Source organism: Blautia sp. Sow4_E7 (assembly GCF_052116245.1).
GTDB lineage: Bacteria > Bacillota > Clostridia > Lachnospirales > Lachnospiraceae > Blautia_A.
The window spans coordinates 145,566-170,111 of sequence record NZ_JBQKLL010000002.1; the positions used below are offsets into that span (position 1 = coordinate 145,566).

The window sequence follows — 24,546 nt, forward strand, 5'->3', positions numbered from 1 at the left end:
CTCCTGTAAATCTTTCAGCGAGACAAGCAGCAGTCCTCTTTGACCTTTTGTTGTTACTGTCATGTCCTTCACAGTAACGTTTTATTCTTTGTTTTCTTTATGCTCGTTGCGGTACTGGCTTAAATTATAAGACAGTGCCATCAGGCTCTCAGACAGATGAACATTCTCCACGATCACGTTCTCAGGAGCATCAAGATCTGTATGTGCAAAGTTCCAGATTGCCTTGATTCCATTGTCAATGAGAACCTTCGCCATCTCCTTGGCCTTGTTCTTCGGCAGAGTCAGAATGGCGATCTCTACCTGATTCTCTTTGATAAATTCTGGAAGGTGACTGATCATCTGAATCTCAATTCCCCGAACCGAAATTCCTTCCAGAACCGGATTTACGTCAAAAATCCCAACCAGACGAAATCCTCTTTTCTCAAAATCCCCGTAATTGGCAAGTGCCTGTCCCAGGTTACCTGCACCAAGAATGATCATAGGATGAATGGTGTCCAGTCCTAAGATCTTACCAATTTCTGTATAAAGATATTCAACATTATATCCATAGCCCTGCTGTCCAAAACCGCCGAAATTATTTAAATCCTGGCGGATCTGTGATGCAGTCACATGCATTTTCTTACTAAGGTCATTGGAAGATATACGCTCAACTTTCTCTTCCATCAGCTCCCCCAGATAGCGATAATACCTTGGCAGTCTTTTGATCACTGCCTTTGAGATTTCCTTCGCCTCCAAAATGTTCCCCTCCTTGTTTCCGCTGCCTAAATTTTCCGCGTCACACTATGTCAATTATACCTAAATGTTATTTTCTTGTCAATTAAAGTTGTGCAGAATTACAAATATTTTGCAAATTCAGTTACTGTTCACTGGTAACGTTCCGCCAGGTGTTTTTTTGAGCGAAGCTCACAGAAAACCCGGGAACATCGGCGCGAAATCATGCGAATGCATGATTTCTGTGCATCGCGAAGTGTGTTGCTGGTCACGGAGTGAACAGGAACCAAATTCATAGTATCAGGATAAAGCTCACAAAAATCCCTTTTTCTTCCAATAAAGCGATTGCTATTTCTGCATTTAAATCATTATCCTCTGCCAAAAGAACATGCAAACCATGTAAATCCATATCGTTCCTTAACTTTTCTTTCTCTTCCGTAAATCCATGTTCTGCTATAATCAGAGGGATTTCTACCGTAAATGTTGAGCCAATTCCCTGTTTGCTGCTGACCTTAATTTTCCCACCCATAAGATCTACATACTGTTTGGCAATGGCCATTCCCAGTCCAGTTCCCTTATAACTGGTTCTTGCCCCATCATTTTCCTGACTGAACTCATCAAAGATTCTGCTCTGAAACTCCTCACTCATACCAATTCCGGTATCTGATATACGATAGCGTACGATTATATGATGCTCATCATTACCCGGACCGTTTTCTGCAGCAAATGAAATGGTACCTCCGTCTTTTGTAAATTTGACTGCATTGCTGATAATGTTGAGCAATACTTCCCTGATTCTGAGTTCATCTGCCATCACATAGGGATTTTTAAGCTCTTCTCTTGAAACACAAAAATTAAGGTCACGGTTTTCCATATATCCTCTTGCAATCGACAAAACAGTATTTATCATATCCCAGAGATCTACCGGTACTGGTTTATATTCCAGTTTACCACTTTCTCACTTTTATCCCTTTACGTGGCATTCATTGATTCGTGCGGATTTTATACAGTTCCAAACATCTGATCAAAAACAGCAAGTATAGTATTTATATCAATTTTTACTATAATGAAGTGCATTTGACAATTCTTCATTCTTCTGCAATGCACTGACATCCTGATAGGTCACATAGATATATATTTTCTTACCCACAACAAGATAAGAAAAATCTGATTGCATATAGAACCATTTTCCCTGCGGATTTCTTTTTCTATAAAAAATATTTGTATGTGGATGCTCTATATTGAGGTTTCTCACAGATTCCTCTACATATTGCTGATCATCCGGATGTACTGTTTCGCAAAAAGGTTTCTTCTGCAACAGCATCATCTGCTGCTGTGTAGTTTCCATCATCTCTGCAAAGCCCCGGGTAATAAAAACAGGATCATAGCATAGCGTTGTTTTTGCGTCCTCCTCTTCTGAAAGGATACAAAACAGAACAGCACTGTTTTCAATAGAACGCAACGTCGTTATAAACGCCTGCTGCTGTGGAACTGTATAGTCCTCCACAAACAGGAACACATTTTTTGTATCTGCACTTTCCCTTGTAAAGTCAAACTGCATGAAACGCATCTCGCCATTCAGCATAAAATTGATCATAACATGATGCATGATGTGTTCTGCTGTTCCTTTTGCGATTGCTTCCATCGTCATCTGCTGTTTTACACGATTAAGATCATCTATATTGCCAGATGCATAACGCATTATTTTCTCACAGATATAATCCTCATACATTTGCTCATCTGACTCTGGAAAAATATTTTCACCATTTAACAGGTTTGTATCCTGATGAAGCTTTATGCATTTTCCTGTATTCTCAAAATCAATGTACAGGATTTCTATATAATGGTTTTTTAGAGCTTTTTCATATATTGCAGCCTGAACCGCTTTCTTCAACAGCTGAATTCCTCCTTCTTTTCTCATGTACTATTAAATGAAAAACACTGTCCTACGGACAGTGCACCTCATTTCATGCAACTGGCTGCCATTTTAAAGGCCCTGTAGCTTTGCGTCCCAGACTTTCATCTGGTTTGCCGATTTTCTTATTATAGCTTTTAAAATTATGCAAAAACTGATTTTATTATACTCCCCTACTCCACTTTACACAAGAAAAATTTCACCGCTTTAACGCTTAAAAATAATTTAAAAACCTGCTAAAAAGTTGTTAACCGAACTTCTTAGCAGGTTCTTATTACTAATCTGTCAGATTATTTTGTAACGTACTGATCAATTCCTCTAGAACGATTGGCTTGGATAAGAATCCATTCATACCACATTCCAGCGCTTTTTTTCTGTCCTCGTCAAAAGCATTGGCCGTCATGGCAAGGATGGTGATTCCTGCCAGTGCCGGATTCCTAAGGGCACGGATCTGCTTCGTGGCCTCATATCCGTTCATTACCGGCATCTGCACATCCATCAGCACCAGATCATAACCGTCCGGTTTCGACCTCTTGACCTTCTCAACTGCCTCTGCCCCGTTTTCTGCAGTATCCACCAGGAAGCCATATTCATTAAGGATCTCCACCGCAATTTCACTGTTCAGTTCATTGTCTTCCACAAGCAGTATACATTTGCCTCTGAAATCTGAGCATGCCGCCGGAAGAACAGGATTCTCCTGCTCAGCCTGATTCTGGCCAATGGCAGCCATCAGGGTATCTCTGATATCGGACATAAACAGAGGTTTCGCGCAGAATGCAGTTACCCCTGCAGCCCTGGCTTCCACTTCGATGTCTGACCAGTCATAAGCAGTCAGAATAATGATCGGTGTATCGTCACCAAGACTGCGGATCTGTCTGGTGACCTCAATACCATTCATATCCGGCAGACGCCAGTCGATGATATAAGCATGGAAGGCATCCCCAAGCTCCATAGACTGCCGTGCACGCAGAACAGCCTCCTTACCGGAAAGTGTCCATTCCGAACGCATTCCAACCCTCACAAGCATTTTTGTCACGCTGTCACAGGTATTAAAATCGTCATCTACAACCAGAGCCTTAAGGCCTTCCAGCTCTGCAATCTTCTCTATCCGGTGATTCTCAGGCTGAGTCCGGAATGGCAGACGGACGATAAATTCGGTACCTTTCCCCTGCTCTGTCCGGACCTCAATGGTGCCGCCCATCATATCCACAATATTCTTGGTGATGGCCATGCCAAGTCCTGTACCCTGAGTCCTGCTCACAGTGGAAGTCCGCTCCCTCTCAAAAGGAGAAAAGATCTTCTTCACGAATTCCTGGCTCATGCCAATTCCTGTATCCTTCACCCGGATCTCGTACAGTTCACTGCCTCTTTGGAGCCCCGGATACTGTTTCAGCCGGACAGAAACGGTTCCGCCAGCAGGAGTAAACTTGATCGCATTGGACAAAAGATTCAGCAGCACCTGATTCAGCCTCGTCTTATCACAATAGACATCCTCATTTGTCACATCCATGGCATCCATATAAAGCTCCAGCTGTTTCGCATGGATCTGCCCGCTGATGATCGTCTTCAGATCATGAAGCACATCCGACAGACTGACCTCCGTTTCTTCCAGATGGATCTTTCCGCTCTCAATCCGGCTCATATCCAGGATATCATTGATCAGGGAAAGCAGATGGTTACTGGAGGAAAGGATCTTTCCCAGATAATCCCGAACCTTGTTTTTATCATCAATATTACTTACAGCCAGTGTGGTAAAGCCGATGATCGCATTCATTGGTGTCCGGATATCGTGAGACATGTTGGAAAGGAAGGTACTCTTGGCCCTGTTTGCTGTCTCCGAAGCACGGACTGCCTCAGAAAGTGCCTGGTTCATTTTCCAGTCAGCGGTACGGTCCGACATAACCAGGATGTATTTCTTTTTTCCGTCTATCTCACTGCCCATTGCAATATTATGGAACCAGCGTTTTTCCCCTGTGTTCTGATGAACATATTCAAAATCCCATTCTCTTTGTTCATTCACCCGGATTTCCTCCAGATAATTTTTCTCCGGATTTTCATGTTCCTCTGGATGCATTTTTCCCAGAACACGAATATTTTTGCGGATCTGTTCTACCGTAATGCCCAGCAGCTTTTCCACATTCGGGCTGACGTAATCTGCCTGATATGTTTTGGCATCCAGCATCAGGAAAACGTCATCCACATTCATTGACAGCTTTTGAAACAGTTCGTCCCTGTACCGGATCTGTGTGTCCTTTCTTCTAAGGCTTATCCTGTTTTTTTGGATAATAAGGCTGATAAAAAAGGCGGCAATACAGAACACGACAGCAGCCACAAGGAACATTGTGCTACGCTGCAGGCTGTTCATACTGGCATTGACAATATCCGCCTGTACAAGTCCCAGAAATACCCAGTCCTGAATATCCGATTTTTCATAAACCAGATAATAGTTTCTTCCATCCAGATCTACCAGCAGCGCACCGGTATGTCCCGCTTTAAACTTCTCCGAAAGCTTATTGACCTCTTTCTCAGACATATCAGAATGCTCTCTCAGAACACCGAAGAAATTATATACATTCCCCCATGACTCAGAAGAATGATCGATCACAACACGGCCATCCGGATGAACAATAAAACTCTGTGCATTTCCATTGAAAGCAGAAATATCCAGTACATCTACGATATCAGAGTTTTCATAGGCAATGGCAATGGCATCATATTCAAATCCCTGATAGCTTCCGTGCGCCCTGGGAGTGGCAAAAACAAGCAGCTGGGATTTTCCTGGAACTGCTGCATTTGATATCACATCCTTTCCCTGCCGGATGTCCTCTTCAATATCTTCCTGTAATCCAAGGTATCCGTTTTCCCCTGTCACCAGCTTATAGTTTCCGTCGGCTGACAGACCATTTGGCATGATCATGTCACCCGCCATTTTTTCTGTATAACCGGCTTTCAGCACATTTCCCGTAAAGCTGTTTCCGGTTGCGAGCAGCACATCCGTACCATAAATGCCGCGCAGGGTGTTTGCCATAACCGAATATGCCGCGTTCCCGCCACTGCTATGAAAGCGGTTGGAATAGGATTTCTGTGAATCCAGCACGGTATTCTCTGAAGCAGCTTCTTCCGCAAGAAGCTGGGTATTAAATGACTGATAGGCCTGCTCTGCATCGTATTCTCCTGAGATCATCTTAGACACCACATCCTTGGAAACGGAGAAAAAGTCATTTGACGCAATGCGGATATACATATGATTTTCTTCGATCACAGGTTTCACATCCTTCAGATACTCCGTAAGCCTGAACTCCACATCCTGGCTGTAGCTCAACAGATCCTGTCCATCACTAATGATCCGGTTCTGTGCCTCCTCTGAAAGCATTGTATTCAGCACCTTCATTGCTTTCTTCCGGCGCGCTTCGTCCTGTGTCAGGTCGCGGTTTAAGGCCACCTGGAAATATGGGGTCGTCATCAGCCACTTTTCGCCATTCTCCTGAAAGAATGGCAGAAATGTTGTGTTAATGCCCTGATCCTGAAACATTTTTACACCCGCTGAGCTGCCAAAGTACATGGCAAGTTTACCACTCTGGTACATCTCAACGATATCATCATAATTCATGTACAGATCATCCTGGTTCAGCCCTGTATCCTGGATAAACTGCTCCATGCGTTCAAAAGCCTGAGGCCAGACGGTACCATCCAGACCTTCTCTCTTTGTATTATCCGGGTCACTGTAGGTGGTGCGCCACTTGCGTCCGTCTACAGAAGACAATTCTGATGCAGACAGACCCTGCAGTGTTTCCATACAGGTATAATCGTAATAATAGTCTGCAGTAAAGCCACGGATTCCCACCTCGTCAAATGCCTGGCAGGCAGAGACAAAGCTTTCATAATCGGTTGGCAGCGGAATCTCATACTTTTCAAAAAGGTCCTTGTTCACTACAAAACCGTGGGCATCTGCACACACGGGAAGCCAGTTTACGCTACCATCCTCGTTCATAAAACTGCTGAGGTAGGTATCATAGACAGCACCTGCCTCATTGGTTGTGGAAAGATCCATCAGACTGTCCTTCAGCGGACTTGCGTCATGCAGGGAAAACCGGCAGCAGGTAATAATATCCGGCAATCCACCGTTTTCATCAAGAAACATATAAAAATCCAGATCATTATTGCCGACTACAAATTCAACATTGATATCCGGAAGCTGTTCCTGGATGTATGGTGCATATTTATCATACAGGTTGGTGCTCCATAAATACACTGTGATGGTTTCTGCATCTTCTTTTTTCTGCAATTTTTCTGTCACAGCCTGACAAAAGTGATATGGCTGTCGCCATCACCAGAAGTGCAGCAAGTAACTTATTCCGTTTTTTCATTATGACCCCCCTGAAATTGTGTTTCATCAGTTTATGAATTACCTTTATTAATAATTTTCCATCAACAGGCTTTGCTATATGTTCATCCATTCCTGCTTCTTTTGCCCTCAGTCTGTCCTCCGTGAACGCATTTGCTGCCATTGCAATGATCGGAATCACCTTTGCATCCTCTCTGTCCAGAGAACGGATTTTCTTTGTAGCTTCATAACCATTCATAACCGGCATCATAATGTCCATAAGAATGACATCAAATTCACCAGGTTTACTTTTTCTGAATATCTCAACAGCTTCCTGTCCATTCCATGCTTTCGTCACCTCAGCGCCTACATTCTGGAGCATAAATTCTGCAATTTCCATATTCAAGTCATTGTCTTCTGCCAGAAGAATATGCAGTCCCTTTATAGAGTTTTCTGATACATCCTTCTGTTCTTCACGTTTATCCGCATCCAGATCTATTTTGAACGGAACCCGGATCACAAAGGTGGTGCCTGCGCCCTCTTCACTTTCAAAGGTAATGGTTCCACCCATTTTCTCGACCAGATTCTTTGCAATCGGCATTCCAAGTCCTGTTCCGGCAAATTTTGTGCGGCTTCCTGTGTGTTCCTGTGCAAATGGTTCAAATACACATTTCTGGAACTCCTCAGTCATTCCGATTCCGGTATCCCGGCAGACAAATTCCATTGTGGTCATTCCCGGCTGTTCGGATGGGATTTCCATGCAGCTGATATAGATATGTCCGTTTTCTCTGTTATATTTCACCGCATTGGACAGGATATTCATCATCACACGTTTCACATACCCCGGACTTCCAATAAAATCCCGGTGTGTGATTTCTTTTTTCTCCCACTCGATCCGGATATTCTGTTCTGCAGCCATCTGCTTGATCACAGCAAATACTTCCCTTGAAATACTGCTCAGATTAAATGGAATCTCTTCCAGAACGATTTCGCCTGACTCAAGCTTACTCATATCCAGGATTTCATTTACCAGTTCCAGCAACAGATTGGACGCCTTTTTCACCTTTGTCCTGTATTCCGTCTGTTTCTCCAAATCATCTGCATAATGTTCTGCCATATTGACCATGCCGCAGATTCCATTGATCGGAGTCCGGATATCATGGCTCATCCGCTGGAGAAACTCTGTTTTTGCCTCATTGGCGGCTTCTGCCTTTTTTGCAGCTATCAGAAGTTCTGCCTTATATTTTTCATCTTTTTCCTGTTCCTGTTTCCAGTGCACCAGATTGGTTCTGTATGTCCAGAACCAGAATGTGCCGAATATCAGAAAATAGAGAAAAATAACACTTATCACACTTAATGGAAGATTATGGAACACCTCTGTATCCGGAAGATATGCATAAATATAGTAATCCCTCTGCTTCAGCATGATTCCGTAGCATCCGCTCCCTTCATTCTTCAAATGAAAAATGTGCTGACTGTCTGTATGCCCCTTCATTGCCTGAACAACTTCGTTGTCAGCCGTATTCTGCCCCAACAGGCTCTGATCATTGCTGGCAACAACGATTCCCTCGTCTGCAACAATAATCGTTCCATCCTTCCGGGTACTATAGCCATTTAAAAGACTTTGCATCGTCAAAGTATAATTTCTGGTAAATTCAGGAGATGTGTAATAGTAGATTGCAACAATACCCGGTGCATCTTTTCTGGCACAGGCTGCAATGTCAATATAGGATCCATCTTCCCTGGCAAACCGTTCTGAATAAGATCTTTCTTCATATCCGGCAAAATCCATGATAATTTCTTTTTGCAGATACTCCGTAATCTCATTAGCCAGAGCCTCGTCCGTGCTGTATTCACAGTCCGTCTTTCCTTCTATATCCAGTACAATGATACCATCCACCCAGAGAGTCTGCAGGTTTTCTTTCAGGAACTCCTGGCTTAGCTGTCCGCCGTTTTCGATTTCCATGTTAATATTCGTACTCATCTGTCTGGCACTTTCAATTGAACGGAGAAGACTTTTGGATTCGGAAGATTCATTATAATGGGTGTAGGTGGAACACTGCACTTTGACATAATTTACAATCTCCACCATTCTTTTCTCTGCTTCCGCTTTTTCTATATGGAAGAAATAAAACAGAGAGACTACAGCCACACAGATTCCAATCAGACCTCCGATCATCTGGATTCGTTTTTCTTTTTTCTTTCTCTTAATATCCAAGGTCATCCACCTCCAGATACTTCTGGGGATCATCCAGATATTTTTCAATAATTTTCAGGGATGTGCCATCCTGACGCATCTGTTCCAATGTCTGTTCCATCTGTTCACAGATTCCTCTGTCATCACCTTTTGCAAAAGCGACACCTATTCCGGTGATCATCAGAGGCTCTTCCAGGATACGGAAGCTTGCATCATAATCCTTCATATACTGGACGATAGATTCCTCATGTGCAGCAACTGCATCTACATATCCTTTCCCCAGAAACGTATAAATCAACTCCCGGTGTCCGAGACTGATCAGATTTGCCAGTTTGGGGATTCTATCATCTGTCCGGTTCAGAAAAATACCTTCCGGTTTGGTTGTGGACTGGACAGCCAGGTTCTTTTCCTCCAGATCGCTCAGTTTATAGATGTCACTATTCTCATTTACAGCGACCACCTGGCGGCTTGCTATGTACGGTCCTGCCCAGCAGTAATCGTCAAGACGTCCTTCCATGGAAAAACAACCCATGATACAGTCAATCTCTCCGCTTTCCACCAGTTCTTTTTTCTTCTCCCAGTTGATCTGGACAACCTCCACCTGATATCCCATTCTTTTGAAAGCTTCTGTAGCCAGTTCTACATCTATGCCCGTCGGTACACCATCCTCATTCAGATAATTGTATGGTGGATAGCTGTCGCTGCCGAGGGTAATGACGGGCTTTTCTGTTTCTTCTTTCGTGTTATCTGTGTTTTTACACCCTGCCAGGGTAACTGCTAAAATTCCCGCATGCAGAATGCCTGCAATCACTCTTTTTCCTTTCATTTTCTGTCTATCCTAACTATCCTTTTCGTTTTTTTCATATCTGATTCCCTGCCATTTGTTACTATTCAATGACCTGCGGTTCGGTGCCCCCGCCAGTTTTTATACTTCTGATTGTCTTTTCCAGTACCTTCATCTCAACCGGTTTTGAAACATGAGCATTCATACCGGTAGCCAGTGAACGCTGGATATCCTCTGAGAATGCATTGGCGGTCATGGCAATGATCGGAATCTTCCTTGCCAGTCCATGGGAACTTCTGCGGATTGCCTTTGTTGCCTCATAGCCATTCATAACAGGCATCTGTACGTCCATCAGGATCATGTCATATTCCCCTGGAGCAGACTGTTCAAATGCTTTCAAAATCTCTTCGCCATTTTCACAGATGATGCACTCCGCACCTTCAATCTTTAACAGTTCCGTCAGGATTTCTGCATTTATCTCATTATCCTCTGCACACAGGAACCGCATTCCCTGCAGGATATTACCTTCCTGCTCATCTGATTCTGCCTGTGACACAGAAGAAGCAGATCTTTCTTCTGTAATTTTCAGATCCATAAAAATCTCAAAACAAAGTGTCAATTTTATCCGCATACTCTATTACCTTGCCTTTATCACCGGCATCATATCGGATTAATGATGTCATACCAATGATTGCATTCATAGGAGTACGTATATCGTGAGTATTGTTACGTCTATGAAGTAACGCCGAAAAAAAGACACCGTCTCACAGACAGTGCACGTCAGTTCATGCAACTGGCTGCCATTTTACAGGCCCTGTAGCTTTGCGTCGCAGACTTTCGTCTGTTTTGCCGGTTTTCTTATTATAGCTTTTAAACATATGCGCAAAAAAATGTTTCTATTATACGCTAATACTCCACTATACACAAGAAAAATATTATGCTTTAACGCCTAAAAACAAAAAAACCAGAAGCCTCTTTGCGATCCGTGACCTCCAACTTGTTATGCTTATTCTAAACTGTCCTTACCTCCAATCAGATTCTCTCTCTGGCTTCTCTTTTCCTGACATTCAGACTAACACAAAAATACGATATTTTATGATAAGCAGCGGTAAATTTGCAATAAGCAGAAAATACAGAAATACTATATTTTTCAGAGCTTTCATGGGATTGCTTGTGCATACTTACAAATTTTTACATTTTCTTTGTTATTTGACAATTATTCTTTCAAAAAATCTGTTTTTCAAGTATAATATTCTTCTGGACAAGCCATTGCCTAAAGCAACAGGCTTTTATATATGACAGATTTTGTATTTACGAAACTGGCTTTTTAAGGAGGAAATTATGATTTTATCATGTCAGAGCATCTGCAAATCTTTTGGGGAAAAAGTAATCCTGCAGGATGCTTCCTTTCACATAGAAGAACGGGAAAAGGCCGCCCTGATTGGCAATAACGGCGCAGGAAAAACCACTCTCCTTCGTATTATTATGCAGGAGATTTCCGCCGATTCCGGACAGGTAGTTATTGCCAAAAATAAGAAGATCGGTTATCTGGCACAGTACCAGGACATTCATGGGCATCACACTATTTATGAGGAACTGATGACCACTAAGCAGTACATTCTGGACATGGAGGATAAGATCCGTTCTCTGGAACAGGAAATGAAATATGTAGCTGGTGAAAAGCTGGAAAGCCTGATGAACAGCTACACCCGTCTTACCCATCAGTTTGAACTTGAGAACGGCTACGCTTACAAAAGTGAGATTGTAGGTGTTTTAAAGGGTCTTGGATTTGAAGAGGAAGACTACAACAAACAGATTGAAAACCTTTCCGGTGGTCAGAAGACACGGGTTGCCCTTGGCAAGCTTCTGATCTCCAAGCCGGATATCCTGCTTCTGGATGAGCCAACCAACCACCTGGATATGGAGAGCATTGCCTGGCTTGAGACCTATCTTCTCAACTACCCGGGTGCTGTATTTATCGTCTCCCATGACCGTTATTTTCTGGATAAAGTTGTCACCAAGATCGTGGAGATCGAGGTAGCCCAGATGCGAATGTACGAGGGAAATTATTCTGCTTATGCGCTTAAGAAGGCGCAGCTGCGTGACGCCCAGTACAAGGCATACCTGAACCAGCAAAGAGAGATTAAACACCAGGAGGCTGTTATCACTAAGCTCCGCTCTTTTAACCGTGAGAAATCCATTAAGCGCGCGGAAAGCCGTGTAAAAATGCTGGACAAGATCCAGCGTATTGAGAAGCCGATCGAAATTGATAACCAGATGCGCATCTCCCTGGAGCCCCGTTTTATCAGTGGAAATGACGTGCTTACGGTAGAGGGGCTTTCCAAGGCTTTCCCTGGACAGACCTTATTTACAGATATTAATTTTGAGATCAAGCGTGGTGAACGTGTAGCCCTGATCGGCAATAACGGTACTGGCAAAACCACCATTCTGAAGATTCTCAACGGAATCGTGGAAGCTGACGCAGGACGCTTTGCCCTTGGTTCCAAAGTGCAGATTGGATACTATGACCAGGAACACCATGTTCTGCATATGGAGAAAACCATTTTCCAGGAAATTTCCGACACTTATCCAACTCTCACGGAAACAGAGATCCGCAATATGCTGGCTGCTTTCCTTTTCACAGGAGATGATGTATTCAAGCTGATTTCCGCTCTCTCCGGTGGTGAGCGAGGCCGTGTTTCCCTGGCAAAGCTGATGCTTTCAGAAGCCAACTTCCTGATCCTGGATGAGCCTACCAACCATCTGGATATTGCTTCCAAAGAGATTCTGGAAGAGGCGCTGAACAGTTATACCGGAACCGTACTCTACGTTTCCCATGACCGTTATTTTATTAACCAGACTGCCACCCGTATTATGGATCTGACGAATCAGGCTATTGTCAACTATATCGGGGATTATGATTACTATCTGGAAAAGAAAGATGAAATGACGCAGATTTACGCTCCAATTCAGGAATCTGCTTCTCTGGAAGCAAAGGAAACTGTTTCAGGAACCAAGCTTACCTGGCAGCAGCAGAAAGAGGAACAGGCACTGAAGCGCAAACGGGAAAATGAATTAAAGAAAGTGGAAGCCCGGATCGAGGAGCTGGAAGCAAGGGATAAAGAAATCGACAACACTATGGTTCTGCCGGATGTTTGTACGAATGTGGCAGAATGCACCAAGCTCAGCCGGGAGAAGGCTGCAATTGCAGAGAAACTGGAAGGGCTTTATGAGAAGTGGGAGGAGCTGGCATAGCATTAAGCTATAAACTCTTGCCAGTGATATCCTGCAATTCTTATCCTCCTCCATAATTTGTATTTACGAAACGAGACAGCCACCACAGGGCCACGCACCGACACAAACTAGTACATCGTTTCGTAAATAACTATACCAATCGCGTAGGATGTGGATTCGAGTGTGCAGGTATAAAAGCAGGAACGAATTTCGAATAGATACCCGAAACCGTTCCTGTTTTTTATAACAATATTAACATTTTGTCTCAAACTACTTTTCAAAGTTGTTTATCTCATTACATTGTCTCAAGTTTCTCTCTGATCGCCAGAATAAACCCGCGGCTGTTAAGGACTTTCACATCCTTTAAGGACGTGATCAGCGCCAGGTCTTTGGTCATCTGTCCGTCTTCGATCGTGGAAAGAGTTGCTTTCTCCAGCTTATCTGCAAACTCTACAAGCTCCTGATTCTTATCTAACTCGCCGCGTTTACGAAGTGCGCCTGTCCATGCAAAGATGGTCGCTACAGAGTTGGTAGAGGTCTCCTCTCCTTTCAGATGACGATAATAATGTCTCTGAACCGTTCCGTGTGCAGCCTCGTACTCATAATATCCATCCGGGGAAACCAGAACGGAAGTCATCATAGCCAGGGAACCAAATGCGGAGGAGATCATATCGCTCATCACATCTCCGTCATAGTTCTTGCAGCCCCAGATAAATCCGCCTTCTGCCTTCATTACACGGGCTACTACGTCATCGATCAGACTGTAGAAGAAGGTAATGCCTGCTGCCTCAAATTTCTCTTTGAACTCAGCCTCATAAATATTGTGGAAAATCTCTTTAAATTTACCATCGTAAGTTTTGGAAATGGTATCCTTGCCGCCAAACCACAGATCCTGCTTGGTATCCAATGCATAATTAAAGCAGCATCTTGCAAAGCTTGTAATGGATCTGTCCAGGTTATGAACGCCCTGGATCACACCAGGAGTGTCAAAATGATGGATCAGTTCGGTCCGCTCTTCTCCGTCTTCCCCTTTGAATACCAGCATGGCATCCCCTGGTTTGTCAATGTACATTTCAGCATTCTTGTATACATCGCCATAAGCATGGCGTGCAATGGTGATCGGTTTCTTCCAGTTCTTCACACATGGCTCGATTCCTTTTACCACGATCGGAGCGCGGAAAACAGTTCCGTCCAGGATGGCACGGATGGTTCCGTTAGGGCTCTTGTACATTTTCTTCAGATTGTACTCGGACATTCTGGCTTTGTTCGGGGTAATGGTGGCACACTTAACAGCAACGCCGTATTTCTTGGTGGCTTCTGCTGCATCTATGGTTACCTGATCATCTGTCTCGTTTCTGTATTCCAGTCCAAGGTCATAGTATTCTGTTTTCAGATCTACAAAAGGAAGAAGAAGCTCATCCTTAATCATCTGCCACAGAATTCTGGTCATCTCATCCCCGTCCATCTCTACAAGAGGGGTCTGCATTTGAATTTTACCCATTATTTCCTCCTAGTATAAAATTATTTGTAGTTATACTCCGAACACTACGGATTGTACCGCAGCCACGCTGCTCCCACAATCCTGGTGTTCTCATTTTAATGTAATCCCAAGTCTCTGGCAGGTCTCAGATACAACGGTCTCCAGCTCTGCATCGCAAAGGACCGTAACACGTCCTTCCTCATACTGCTGGTCAACCCAGGACTTGATCATCTTTACAAGTTCGCTGTTCTTATCTACCTTCTGGTCACCCTTCAGACGGTAATGGCTGTCAATCCAGTGTGCGATTCCGGCAGCTCCGGAGGTATTGGAAACAGCCACCTCGACCGGGCGGTTCAGGAATTTTTCAGTATCAAATACATTGTAGATCTCCTCATTTTTCAGGAGTCCATCAGCGTGGATCCCGGCTCTTGTTACGTTGAAGTTCTTTCCAACGAAAGGAGTTCTCTCCGGAATATGGTAGCCGATCTCTTTCTCATAATACTCAGCCAGTTCTGTAATAACCGTAGTATCCATACCGCCAAGATTTCCCCGGAGCTGTGCATACTCAAATACCATTGCCTCAAGAGGCGTATTACCAGTACGCTCTCCAATACCAAACAAAGAGGTATTGACACCGCAGGCACCGTACAGCCATGCTGTTGTGGAGTTGCTGACTGCCTTGTAGAAGTCGTTGTGGCCATGCCACTCGATCAGCTCAGATGGAACACCTGCATGGACCATAATACCATAAATGATACCAGGCACAGAACGCGGGATCACGGCACCAGGGTAGTTGACACCATAGCCCATGGTATCACAGCAGCGGACCTTAATCGGAATACCGTACTGCTGGCGAAGCTTCATCAGTTCCAAGCAGAACGGGATTACATAGCCGTAAATGTCGGCTCTTGTAATGTCCTCCAGATGACAGCGGACAGAAACGCCGATCTCCAGGCACTCTTTTACAATGCTCAGGTAATGCTCCATAGCCTGTTTACGTGTCATTTTCATCTTATAGAAAATATGATAATCGGAGCAGCTTACCAGAATACCGGTCTCTCTCATACCCATATCGCGGACAAGCTGGAAATCCTTCTTATTGGCACGGATCCAGCTGGTAACCTCCGGGAACTCGTAGCCTCTCTCCATACATTTCTCGACTGCATCACGGTCTTTTTTACTGTAAAGGAAAAATTCAGAAGCACGAATCCTTCCCTCCGGGCCGCCCAGCTTATGAAGGTAATCGTAAATCCTTACGATCTGCTCGGTACTGTACGGCGCTCTTGACTGCTGGCCATCACGGAATGTAGTATCGGTGATCCAGATATCATCTGGCATATGATGTGGAACGACCCTGTCGTTGAATGCAATCTTCGGTACTTCTGAATATGGAAAAAGATTTCGGAATACATTGGGAGTTGCAACGTCCACAAGTGGGTACATATGCTCCTCTAACTGAAGCAGGTTCGTGTGGCGGTTCATTGAAACACGTCTGTTTTCCATAGATATTTCCTCCTCGTTGTTTGAAACTCTTGCTGTTCATTTTACTCAATTAAAACAGCGACGTCAAGTGCTTTTGTACTGTAAAGTGATAATTTCTTATCAAAGTTATCAAATTCAGGGCCGGAATCACATTTTCAGGAATTTCCGGCGGTTGAAACGGCCCCACCCCTGCAGATTCCTTGGCAGCCCCATATCATCTGCACTGTTCATCAGCATAGTTTTGATATCTGTATTAGTCAGTGCAGGATCTTTTTCCAGGGCACAGGCAATGGCACCGGTTACCAGAGGAGTGGACATGGAGGTACCGCTTTTTACCCCATAGGAAAAAGGCTTGCCTGGCACGCAGGACATGATCTTGTTTCCCGGGGCCACAATATCCGGCTTGCACACGCATTCCTCAGTGGGGCCTCTGCCGGAAATGGCCCCGCAGCCTTCCAGTAGATCGCTGGAACCAACAGTGATCACCTTTTTGCTGCTTCCGGGAGCCGTAATGCTGCCAGGCTTTGGACCCTGGTTTCCGGCGGCGGTGACGATCACCATGCCCTCATCCCACAGCTGTTCCACGCTTTCCAAAAGCCTTGCATGATCCTTTTTGGAATTACAGGTGGTGCCTACGGAAATATTTACCACCCGGATCCGGTACTGCTGCCGGTATTCCCGGATCCACCTAAGGGCCCGCAGCACATCCTCCTGGCTTCCGTTTCCATAACGGTCCAGCACCTTCAGGGCAATGATTCCACAGCCAGGCGCCGCACCCCTGTATTTTCCCATGGATGCAGTGCCGTCTCCTGCCACCAGACCAGCCACATGGGTGCCATGTCCATTGTCATCATAGGGCCGCCGTTTGAAAGCGAGGAAATCATAAAACGCCCAGATCCTGCCTGCAAAATCTATATGCTCATAAATCCCGGTATCCAGGATGCAAACGCCAATTCCTTTTCCGGTATAAAAAGATTTTTCCATTATTTTCCCCAATAAGAAGATGCTTATAATAAATTATGTTTTCGTTTTCAAATCTGCCTTAAAATTATAGACAATTTTTATAATTCCCAAAAATTTTTGTCGCTTTTTCCGAACACATATAGTATAATGAAAATACACAGAATTTGACGTTTATAAAAGAAATTTTATAGTAATATCAAACAAATATTTCATGCAGCGAAATAAAGTAAGTCATAACAAAACTATTCAGGAGACAATATTCCGCGAAGTGTTTTTGGTGAACATCGTTCACAGTTACGCTGCAACTACATACGAGGGGACGAAAGAGAATTATGGAAAAAGACAATCGACAGGCTTCGGAAGATAAACTGCATTATTATTCCGGGGCTATCAGACGTGACATGGGGAACCTGTTTAAATGGCTGTTTCTCGCTGTGGTGGTGGGCTGCATTGCAGGCGCCTTCAGTACGTTGTTTTCTTTTGTACTAAAGGCTGTCACCGGTTACCGTAAGGCCAATCCATGGATGTTTTTCTTATTGCCGCTATCCGGACTTTGTATCGTATTTTTGTATGAGAAATTCGGAAAAGATGACGGCGGCACCAACCAGGTGCTTTCTACAGTCCGCTCTAGGGATGACGTGCCATGGCGGTCAGGCCCGCTGATTTTTATTTCCACTGCACTGACTCATCTTACCGGAGGTTCTGCCGGACGTGAGGGTGCTGCCATCCAGCTTGGTGGAAGCATTGCCAATCTCCTTGGAAGATGGATCCATCTTGATGAAGAGGATCGTCATGTGATCGTTATGTGCGGTATGAGCGCGGCATTCTCGGCACTTTTCGGAACACCTATGGCTGCGGCTGTTTTTTCCATGGAGGTTGTAAGCGTAGGGGTTATGTACTATACGGCCCTGATGCCTTGTATGATTGCATCCCTGATCGCATCCCGGTTTGCAGCCGGTATGGGCGTTACCCCGGAAGCGTTTCATGTGGTAAATATTCCTGCCCTTTCCCTGGAAACGGGGCTGAAAATGGGCGTGGTGGCACTTGGATGCGCGGTGATCAGTATTGTGTTCTGTATTATTTTAAATGAAACCGCAAGATTATACAGCCGGTTTTTCCCAAATAAATATATCCGGGTAGTGGCTGGTGCTGCACTGGTCATTTTTATCACACTGATCCTCGGAACCTACGACTATATGGGTGCCGGAGCCGAGCTGATCGAGAAGGCTGTGGAGACAGGAGAAACAGATTACCTGGCTTTCTTCTGGAAAATGATCCTTACCGCACTTACCATGCGGGCAGGCTTCCGCGGCGGTGAGATCGTACCGTCCTTCTGCGTAGGTGCTACCTTTGGATGCATGGTGGGACAGCTTATAGGACTTTCCCCATCTCTTTGTGCAGCCTGCGGAATGGCGGCTGTTTTCTGCGGTGTAACCAACTGTCCGATCACCTCTATCCTGATCGCATTTGAGATGTTTGGATTTAAAGGCGTATCCTTCTATCTGATCGCCGTTTCCATCAGCTATGCTGCTTCCGGATATTACGGGCTGTATAAAGATCAGACTATTGTATATTCTAAGTACAAAGCGAAATACATTAACAAGCATACGAAAATGTAAAAAATTCCTAAATTACCATGGAGCAGGCGGGCCAGTTTCCTCCATGTACCATGAAATGGGAAATACAACCTGAAATTTACAGAAATCCCTGTTGCGGGTATAGCGTGAACAGCACAGGTGCATTCCTGTAAAATATAAAAAAACGGCATTTAACGTGCCGCAAAAAAAGGGGGTACATTTATGAACCTTGAAAAACTATTTCATCTGAAGGAAAACCACACTGACGTGAAGACGGAAGTCATGGCTGGTATTACCACATTTATGACCATGGCTTACATTCTGGCCGTCAACCCGAACATCCTTTCCGCTGCCGGAATGGACCGCGGTGCAGTCTTTACTGCTACTGCCCTTTCATCCTTCATCGCAACCTGCCTGATGGCACTGTTATCCAACTACCCATTTGTCCTTGCACCTGGAATGGGACTGAATGCATATTTTGCATACACCGTAGTCCTTGGCATGGGGTATTCCTGGCAGCAGGCCCTGGTTGCTGTATTTGTGGAAGGTTTTATTTTTATCCTGCTTTCCCTTACCAATGTACGTGAAGCCATCTTCAACTCTATTCCTATGACTTTGAAACATGCAGTTTCTGTTGGAATCGGTCTTTTTATCGCGTTCATCGGTCTGCAGAATGCAAAGATCGTGGTAAACAACGATTCCACTCTGGTAAGCATGTTCTCCTTTAAGGGCTCTGTATCCGACGGCTCCTTTCATTACATGGGAATTACCGTTCTTCTGGCTCTGATCGGCGTTCTGGTTACCGGTATCCTTCTGGTTAAGAATGTAAAAGGCGGTATCCTTTGGGGCATTCTGATCACATGGGCACTTGGAATCATCTGTCAGCTTGTGGGACTTTACGTTCCAAATCTGGACGCAGGCTTCTACAGTCTTCTCCCGGATTTCTCCAACGGAATTTCCGTACCGAGCATGGCTCCTACCTTTATGAAGATGGATTTCGCAGGAGTCTTCTCACTTGACTTTATCGTCATCATGTTTGCGTTCCTGTTCGTAGATATGTTTGATACTCTTGGAACTCTCATCGGTGTTGCTTCCAAGGCGGACATGCTGGATAAGGACGGCAAGCTTCCGAAGATCAAAGGCGCACTTCTTTCTGACGCTGTTGGTACTACTGTAGGTGCTATGTGTGGTACTTCTACTGTCACCACATTCGTTGAGAGTGCTTCCGGTGTTGCAGAAGGCGGACGTACCGGTCTTACTTCCCTGGTTTCCGCAATTTTGTTCGCACTTTCCCTGTTCCTTTCCCCGATCTTCCTGGCTATTCCATCCTTCGCAACAGCTCCGGCTCTGATCGTGGTTGGATTCCTTATGCTGACTTCTGTTACCAAGATCGACTTTGACGACCTTACAGAATCGATCCCGGCATTTATTACCATCATCGCAATGCCGTTCCTGTACAGCATTTCCGAAGGTATCGCACTTGGCGTTATCTCCTACGTTGTGATCAACGTTTGCACTGGAAAGGCAAAGGACAAAAAGATCAGCGCACTTATGTATGCACTGGCTGTTATCTTTGTTTTGAAATACGTATTCCTGTAAGATGGAATAAAATACGGCTGCTGTTCAGGACTGTATTGCCTTTTATGGAAAGTTCCCCAAGAACAGTAACTTAATAATGAAATCATTATAAAAAATCCCCCTATCGAGGAACCACGCTTTCCTGACAGGGGGATTTTTGTAACACTACTTAAGGGGATATAAGGTAAATTACATTTATGAAATCATTGAGTATGCGGGATCAAGATTGCTTAGCGTTTTACATTAAATGCGCCCATTCCCGGATATACAGCAGCCTCGCCAAGCTCTTCCTCAATGCGGAGCAGCTGGTTGTATTTCGCTACACGCTCTGTTCTGGACGGAGCACCGGTCTTGATCTGGCAGGTATTTAATGCTACTGCAAGGTCTGCAATTGTGGTATCCTCTGTCTCACCGGAACGATGGGAAGAAATTGCAGTATAGCCAGCCTTGTGGGCCATCTTGATCGCCTCAAGAGTCTCGGAAACAGAACCGATCTGATTCAGTTTGATCAGGATGGAGTTACCGCAGCCAAGAGAAATACCCTTGGAAAGTCTCTCTGTATTGGTTACAAACAGGTCATCACCTACCAGCTGTACTTTATCCCCAAGTTCTTTGGTAAGTTTCTTCCAGCCTTCCCAGTCTTCCTCATCAAGAGCATCCTCGATGGAAATGATCGGGTACTTGTCAACCAGCTTTTTCCAGTGGTCGATCAGCTCATCTGAAGTATAAACAGTGCCAGCCTTTGGAAGCTTGTACTCGCCAAGTTTGCCAGTCTTCCACTCAGAGGAAGCTGCGTCCATAGCGATCATGAAGTCTTTTCCTGGCTCGTAGCCTGCGTTCTTAACAGCCTCAAGAATGGTCTCGATTGCTTCCTCGTCGGACTTCAGAGCTGGTGCGAAACCGCCCTCATCTCCAACAGATGTGGCAAGGCCTCTTGATTTCAGGATTGCTGCAAGAGCATGGAAAACTTCTGCGCACCATCTTAAGCACTCTTTGAAGCTTGGTGCCCCAACCGGCATGATCATGAACTCCTGCACGTCAAGTCCTGAGGAAAGTGCATGGCAGCCGCCGTTTACAATGTTCATCATCGGCACTGGCATACGGTTTCCGGAAATGCCGCCAAGGAAACGGTACAGCGGAATGTCAAGGGATGTTGCAGCTGCACGGCAGCATGCGATGGAAACAGCCAGGATGGCATTTGCACCAAAGTTTGATTTGTCCTTGGTTCCGTCTGCTTTGATCATGGCTTTGTCGATTGCGTAGATGTCGGACGCATCCATTCCAGCGATCACGTCGTTGATAGATGTGTTAATGTTCTCTACAGCCTTTGTAACGCCTTTTCCAAGGTATCTGCTCTTATCATTATCTCTAAGCTCCAGAGCCTCAAATTCACCTGTAGAAGCACCGCTTGGGGCAGCTCCCCTGCCGATGGTTCCATCTACCAGATAAACCTCTGCCTCTACTGTAGGATTTCCTCTGGAATCCACAATCTCTCTTCCAATGACTTTCTCAATTTCTAAGTAATCCATGGTATGTATACTCCTTTCGTTTTTCAAAGGAACTCCTTCGCGAACTGCTTTTGTGGAAAATCCGCGTCACAATCCGCGTTGCATTATGCCAGCGGTCTTTCTGCCATAATAAGGAGTCCAAATGATTTACACCGTTAGGTTAGCTATTCCTAACTTTACGATTAGTATACACTAACCATAGCTGGATTGCAAGAAAAATAGGTGATAATTTTTTTCATTTGACTATAAAAAAGAGAAGAAAACATTTTAAGCAGTATCCTGTCAACCAGCAAAAATACTTGTAAAAAATGTTTCTTCTCTTTTTATTTACGTGAGCTATAAGCCAGGTTCCATGCATGCACGAGACTTTAACTGCTGCCACGATTACAAATCTTACTCGCAAAGCATGTTTTACCCTGCCTTTTAGTTCAAATAGTCATACACCATACGTGAAATCTTCTTTATTCCGTTGATTCCGGAATACTCTCCTGCTCTTGAGAATACGACGATTACGTAGTCTGTCTTCTTTCCGAAAACGATCGCCGCATCATGCTGATAGGAATCTGTCTCACCAGTCTTATTGGCAACCTTCACTCCTGAAGGAAGACCTGCCGGGATCTTCCAACGGCGCTCCTGCTTCAGCATCAGATTCAGCATCTGTTTGGAATAGGTTTTGGATACGGCAGTGTTGTTATAAATCTTTTCCAGAAGTTTGCCGATATCCTTGGCAGAGCTTCTGTTGCTTCCGCCTCCATCACTCTGGTAGCTGCTGCTAGATGGATGGAGGGTGTGGTGTACTGCTGTTCCTGTATAGCCATTCTTTTTCAGATATTTGTTGATATAACTGCAGCCAGATGCAAAGCTGCCTTTTCCAACTTTTCTCACAAGTGCATTATAACTCTCGTTATCACTAACTGTGATCATGCTGCGAAGAAGGCTCTTGGTACTGCTGTTCAGACTGGTCCGCTTCTCAGCAGCACTTGCATAAGTTGCCTCCATAACAAAGAGCTTGATCACGCTGGCTGGATACATGCTTGTCTCGTTGATAGAAATCACATCACCGGTCTTTAAATCCTTCACATAGACAGACCAGCTTCCGCTATATCCTTTAATCGCCTTCTGGATCTTTCTTTTCAGGCTTCCCAGATTTACCTCTTCTTTGGTACATTTTTTGCCATCCCCGTCCACATACAGAGTCTCAGAAATCTGCATGCTTTTTGCCATGGTTCCGTTGCTCAGGAAATAGTAGCCCTTATACCAGCGGTCTGTCATCATCCTGCCCCATTTGTCAAGACCATATTTTTTACCGCTGATGGTGTATACACCGGCTTTCTGTTTCAGACGTCCGGAAGTCTCCCCAAAGTAGTAAGTCCCATGGAAAGTTACAGTTCCGATCCTGGTATCCAGAGTATGAAATTTTTTGCGTTTATCCAGCTTTCCATTGGAGTAGAAATAATAGTATCCGCTTTTTAATCCACTCTTTGACGAAATAGACAGATAGGCGACCCGCTCTGTAGCTTTTAATTCCTTCATCTGCACATCTGCGGACTGAAGATACCACTGGCTGCCTTTTTTGAGAAGCTTGGCCTGGTACTGTTTATTCACCTTCACAGTCCAGCTCTTTTTCGCCGCTGCCTGTACATTTACCTGTGGTGTAAGAAAAAGGATCCCACACAGGATCATAACACGCACAAACCAAATTTTCCACTTTTGTACTTTTCTCTTTTCCATTTTTCTTTCCCTTTCAATCCAAACGTAAAAAGTGGAAAAGAAACTATTTATCCGCTTCTTTCCCACTAAATACGTCTGCCCTAAGATGTCTGATTATGAAGCATATCTTACACGGCGGCTGACTGTATGTCTGATATCATAGCTTCCGCTTCCATACACACCGCGATACCAGCCTGCGAACTGGGCTTCCGGATCATAGTAAGCCCCATTGATCATAACCCAGCCATGGCTTGTAAGTCCATCTGCGGCACCATCTCTTGTGCCAGATACTCTTCCAAGAACCACATAAGGATTATATCCGATTTCATAGGCCATTGCCGCAAATGTGCAGGCAAATCCATAGCAGTCTCCACCACCTGTTGTCAGCATGCGGTATGCCACCTCGCGCTGCCAGCCTTTCTTGTTAAAATCCGGCCAGTAAGTTGAATAATAGAAATGTCCCCCACTGGTAAGATAACGCCAGCATGCATACAGTTTCCGTGACTTGCTCATTCCAGGAGTTGTAATTCTGGAAATTGTAGTCATAAGCTTCATCTTTAATTTGGCATTTAAATCATTCTTGGCATATCCTTTGCTGTTAAAGGTAATGTTCGCAACCGTTTTGTTTTTGGTAAGACGACCTTTTGCGTCTCCTCTGTAAAGTTTTTTGCCGATTTTGAAAAATCCCTTTGTTGCCTGTCCTTTTTTGTTTACATAGTATGATGTTTTGCCTACAGTAACAATCTTGGATTTGGATGGCTTGATCAGTCTTCCCTGCAGGTCAAAAACATATATGTACTTTCCAATTTTGGTTCCACCAACAGCAGCTGTTCCATCTGCTTTAAAATAATAGCGGTTTTTTCCAATGGTTTTCCATTTACTTTTCAGCTTATTGCCTTTCTTATCGTAGTAAACGTATTTGGTACCTTCTTTTATAAGACCGCTTTTCTTTACGGCCACTGTGGGCTGGGTCTGAACTGTATCAGAAACCGCCCCCCCGTTTTCTGCTTGAACAGGCACTGTGCAAATCGTCATTGCAGATATCGCTGCAATGGCAAGAATTTTTCTTATCTTTCGCATACT

At 44.5% G+C, this 24,546-nt stretch carries 15 protein-coding genes, 2 pseudogenes and 2 riboswitches; of the genes and pseudogenes, 3 read left to right on the forward strand and 14 right to left on the reverse strand.

Annotated features, from left to right (window positions below):
• Positions 1-81: 81 nt before the first annotated feature.
• The 8 genes and pseudogenes from ACTQ50_RS02275 to ACTQ50_RS02310 form a co-directional block, all read right to left on the reverse strand.
• On the reverse strand, positions 82-735 hold the full coding sequence (locus ACTQ50_RS02275) for a redox-sensing transcriptional repressor Rex (RefSeq protein WP_226818765.1): 654 nt from the start codon (positions 733-735) through the stop codon (positions 82-84).
• Between the two features lie 268 nt (positions 736-1,003).
• Positions 1,004-1,585, reverse strand: a complete 582-nt coding sequence (locus ACTQ50_RS02280) for an ATP-binding protein (protein ID WP_441482800.1) — start codon at positions 1,583-1,585, stop codon at positions 1,004-1,006.
• A gap of 177 nt (positions 1,586-1,762) precedes the next feature.
• On the reverse strand, positions 1,763-2,605 hold the full coding sequence (locus tag ACTQ50_RS02285) for a PAS domain-containing protein (RefSeq protein ID WP_441482801.1): 843 nt from the start codon (positions 2,603-2,605) through the stop codon (positions 1,763-1,765).
• A 73-nt stretch (positions 2,606-2,678) separates the two neighbouring features.
• A riboswitch (cyclic di-GMP riboswitch) is annotated at positions 2,679-2,754 on the reverse strand.
• A gap of 149 nt (positions 2,755-2,903) precedes the next feature.
• Positions 2,904-5,525: pseudogene (locus ACTQ50_RS02290) on the reverse strand (response regulator); the annotation flags it as partial.
• Positions 5,526-6,023: 498 nt separating this feature from the next.
• Positions 6,024-6,767, reverse strand: a pseudogene (locus ACTQ50_RS02295) (extracellular solute-binding protein); the annotation flags it as partial.
• Positions 6,768-6,849: 82 nt separating this feature from the next.
• Positions 6,850-9,174 carry an ATP-binding response regulator gene (locus tag ACTQ50_RS02300; protein WP_441482802.1) on the reverse strand — a complete coding sequence of 775 codons (2,325 nt, stop codon included), beginning with the start codon at positions 9,172-9,174 and terminating at the stop codon, positions 6,850-6,852.
• The gene (locus ACTQ50_RS02305) at positions 9,158-9,973 is read right to left on the reverse strand and encodes a substrate-binding periplasmic protein (protein WP_441482803.1); all 816 of its coding nucleotides are present in this window, start codon (positions 9,971-9,973) and stop codon (positions 9,158-9,160) included. Before ACTQ50_RS02305 ends, ACTQ50_RS02300 begins: the two co-directional genes overlap by 17 nt.
• A 61-nt stretch (positions 9,974-10,034) precedes the next feature.
• The gene (locus ACTQ50_RS02310) at positions 10,035-10,526 is read right to left on the reverse strand and encodes a response regulator (RefSeq protein ID WP_441482804.1); all 492 of its coding nucleotides are present in this window, start codon (positions 10,524-10,526) and stop codon (positions 10,035-10,037) included.
• A 190-nt stretch (positions 10,527-10,716) separates the two neighbouring features.
• Positions 10,717-10,792, reverse strand: a riboswitch (cyclic di-GMP riboswitch).
• A gap of 480 nt (positions 10,793-11,272) precedes the next feature.
• On the opposite strand from ACTQ50_RS02310, the gene ACTQ50_RS02315 reads away from it, so the two are divergent.
• Positions 11,273-13,186 carry an ABC-F family ATP-binding cassette domain-containing protein gene (locus ACTQ50_RS02315; protein ID WP_441482805.1) on the forward strand — a complete coding sequence of 638 codons (1,914 nt, stop codon included), beginning with the start codon at positions 11,273-11,275 and terminating at the stop codon, positions 13,184-13,186.
• Positions 13,187-13,460: 274 nt separating this feature from the next.
• On the opposite strand, the gene ACTQ50_RS02320 is transcribed toward ACTQ50_RS02315, so the two are convergent.
• From ACTQ50_RS02320 to ACTQ50_RS02330, 3 genes are all read right to left on the reverse strand, one after another.
• Complete coding sequence (locus ACTQ50_RS02320; RefSeq protein ID WP_441482806.1) at positions 13,461-14,666, reverse strand: NADP-dependent isocitrate dehydrogenase; 1,206 nt, start codon at positions 14,664-14,666, stop codon at positions 13,461-13,463.
• Between the two features lie 90 nt (positions 14,667-14,756).
• On the reverse strand, positions 14,757-16,148 hold the full coding sequence (locus tag ACTQ50_RS02325) for a 2-isopropylmalate synthase (RefSeq protein WP_441482807.1): 1,392 nt from the start codon (positions 16,146-16,148) through the stop codon (positions 14,757-14,759).
• 126 nt (positions 16,149-16,274) lie between these two features.
• Positions 16,275-17,111: a S8 family peptidase gene (locus tag ACTQ50_RS02330; protein WP_441482808.1), complete on the reverse strand. Its 837-nt coding sequence runs from the start codon at positions 17,109-17,111 to the stop codon at positions 16,275-16,277.
• Positions 17,112-17,422: 311 nt separating this feature from the next.
• On the opposite strand from ACTQ50_RS02330, the gene ACTQ50_RS02335 reads away from it, so the two are divergent.
• Positions 17,423-18,709 (forward strand): chloride channel protein, encoded by a 1,287-nt coding sequence (locus ACTQ50_RS02335; protein ID WP_441482809.1) that lies wholly within the window; start codon positions 17,423-17,425, stop codon positions 18,707-18,709.
• Positions 18,710-18,889: 180 nt separating this feature from the next.
• Positions 18,890-20,266: an NCS2 family permease gene (locus ACTQ50_RS02340; RefSeq protein ID WP_441482810.1), complete on the forward strand. Its 1,377-nt coding sequence runs from the start codon at positions 18,890-18,892 to the stop codon at positions 20,264-20,266.
• A 209-nt stretch (positions 20,267-20,475) separates the two neighbouring features.
• Here the strand turns inward: ACTQ50_RS02340 and eno are convergent, their stop codons facing one another.
• From eno to ACTQ50_RS02355, 3 genes are all read right to left on the reverse strand, one after another.
• The gene (gene eno / locus ACTQ50_RS02345) at positions 20,476-21,774 is read right to left on the reverse strand and encodes a phosphopyruvate hydratase (RefSeq protein ID WP_441482811.1); all 1,299 of its coding nucleotides are present in this window, start codon (positions 21,772-21,774) and stop codon (positions 20,476-20,478) included.
• Between the two features lie 402 nt (positions 21,775-22,176).
• Positions 22,177-23,484 (reverse strand): serine hydrolase, encoded by a 1,308-nt coding sequence (locus ACTQ50_RS02350; RefSeq protein WP_441482812.1) that lies wholly within the window; start codon positions 23,482-23,484, stop codon positions 22,177-22,179.
• Positions 23,485-23,577: 93 nt separating this feature from the next.
• A complete protein-coding gene (locus ACTQ50_RS02355; protein WP_441482813.1) occupies positions 23,578-24,543 on the reverse strand; it encodes a transglutaminase domain-containing protein in 966 nt (321 codons plus the stop codon).
• Positions 24,544-24,546: the final 3 nt, after the last annotated feature.

What these genes read in the sequence shown, in the direction of transcription:
- ACTQ50_RS02340 (WP_441482810.1), top strand. Translation starts at nt 18,890, where the DNA reads ATGAACCTTGAAAAACTATTTCATCTGAAGGAAAACCACACTGACGTG.
- ACTQ50_RS02325 (WP_441482807.1), bottom strand. Translation starts at nt 16,148, where the DNA reads ATGGAAAACAGACGTGTTTCAATGAACCGCCACACGAACCTGCTTCAG.
- ACTQ50_RS02310 (WP_441482804.1), bottom strand. Translation starts at nt 10,526, where the DNA reads ATGGATCTGAAAATTACAGAAGAAAGATCTGCTTCTTCTGTGTCACAG.
- ACTQ50_RS02355 (WP_441482813.1), bottom strand. Translation starts at nt 24,543, where the DNA reads ATGCGAAAGATAAGAAAAATTCTTGCCATTGCAGCGATATCTGCAATG.
- ACTQ50_RS02315 (WP_441482805.1), top strand. Translation starts at nt 11,273, where the DNA reads ATGATTTTATCATGTCAGAGCATCTGCAAATCTTTTGGGGAAAAAGTA.
- ACTQ50_RS02320 (WP_441482806.1), bottom strand. Translation starts at nt 14,666, where the DNA reads ATGGGTAAAATTCAAATGCAGACCCCTCTTGTAGAGATGGACGGGGAT.
- ACTQ50_RS02280 (WP_441482800.1), bottom strand. Translation starts at nt 1,585, where the DNA reads ATGGAAAACCGTGACCTTAATTTTTGTGTTTCAAGAGAAGAGCTTAAA.
- ACTQ50_RS02330 (WP_441482808.1), bottom strand. Translation starts at nt 17,111, where the DNA reads ATGGAAAAATCTTTTTATACCGGAAAAGGAATTGGCGTTTGCATCCTG.
- eno (WP_441482811.1), bottom strand. Translation starts at nt 21,774, where the DNA reads ATGGATTACTTAGAAATTGAGAAAGTCATTGGAAGAGAGATTGTGGAT.
- ACTQ50_RS02300 (WP_441482802.1), bottom strand. Translation starts at nt 9,174, where the DNA reads ATGACCTTGGATATTAAGAGAAAGAAAAAAGAAAAACGAATCCAGATG.
- ACTQ50_RS02335 (WP_441482809.1), top strand. Translation starts at nt 17,423, where the DNA reads ATGGAAAAAGACAATCGACAGGCTTCGGAAGATAAACTGCATTATTAT.
- ACTQ50_RS02350 (WP_441482812.1), bottom strand. Translation starts at nt 23,484, where the DNA reads ATGGAAAAGAGAAAAGTACAAAAGTGGAAAATTTGGTTTGTGCGTGTT.
- ACTQ50_RS02305 (WP_441482803.1), bottom strand. Translation starts at nt 9,973, where the DNA reads ATGAAAGGAAAAAGAGTGATTGCAGGCATTCTGCATGCGGGAATTTTA.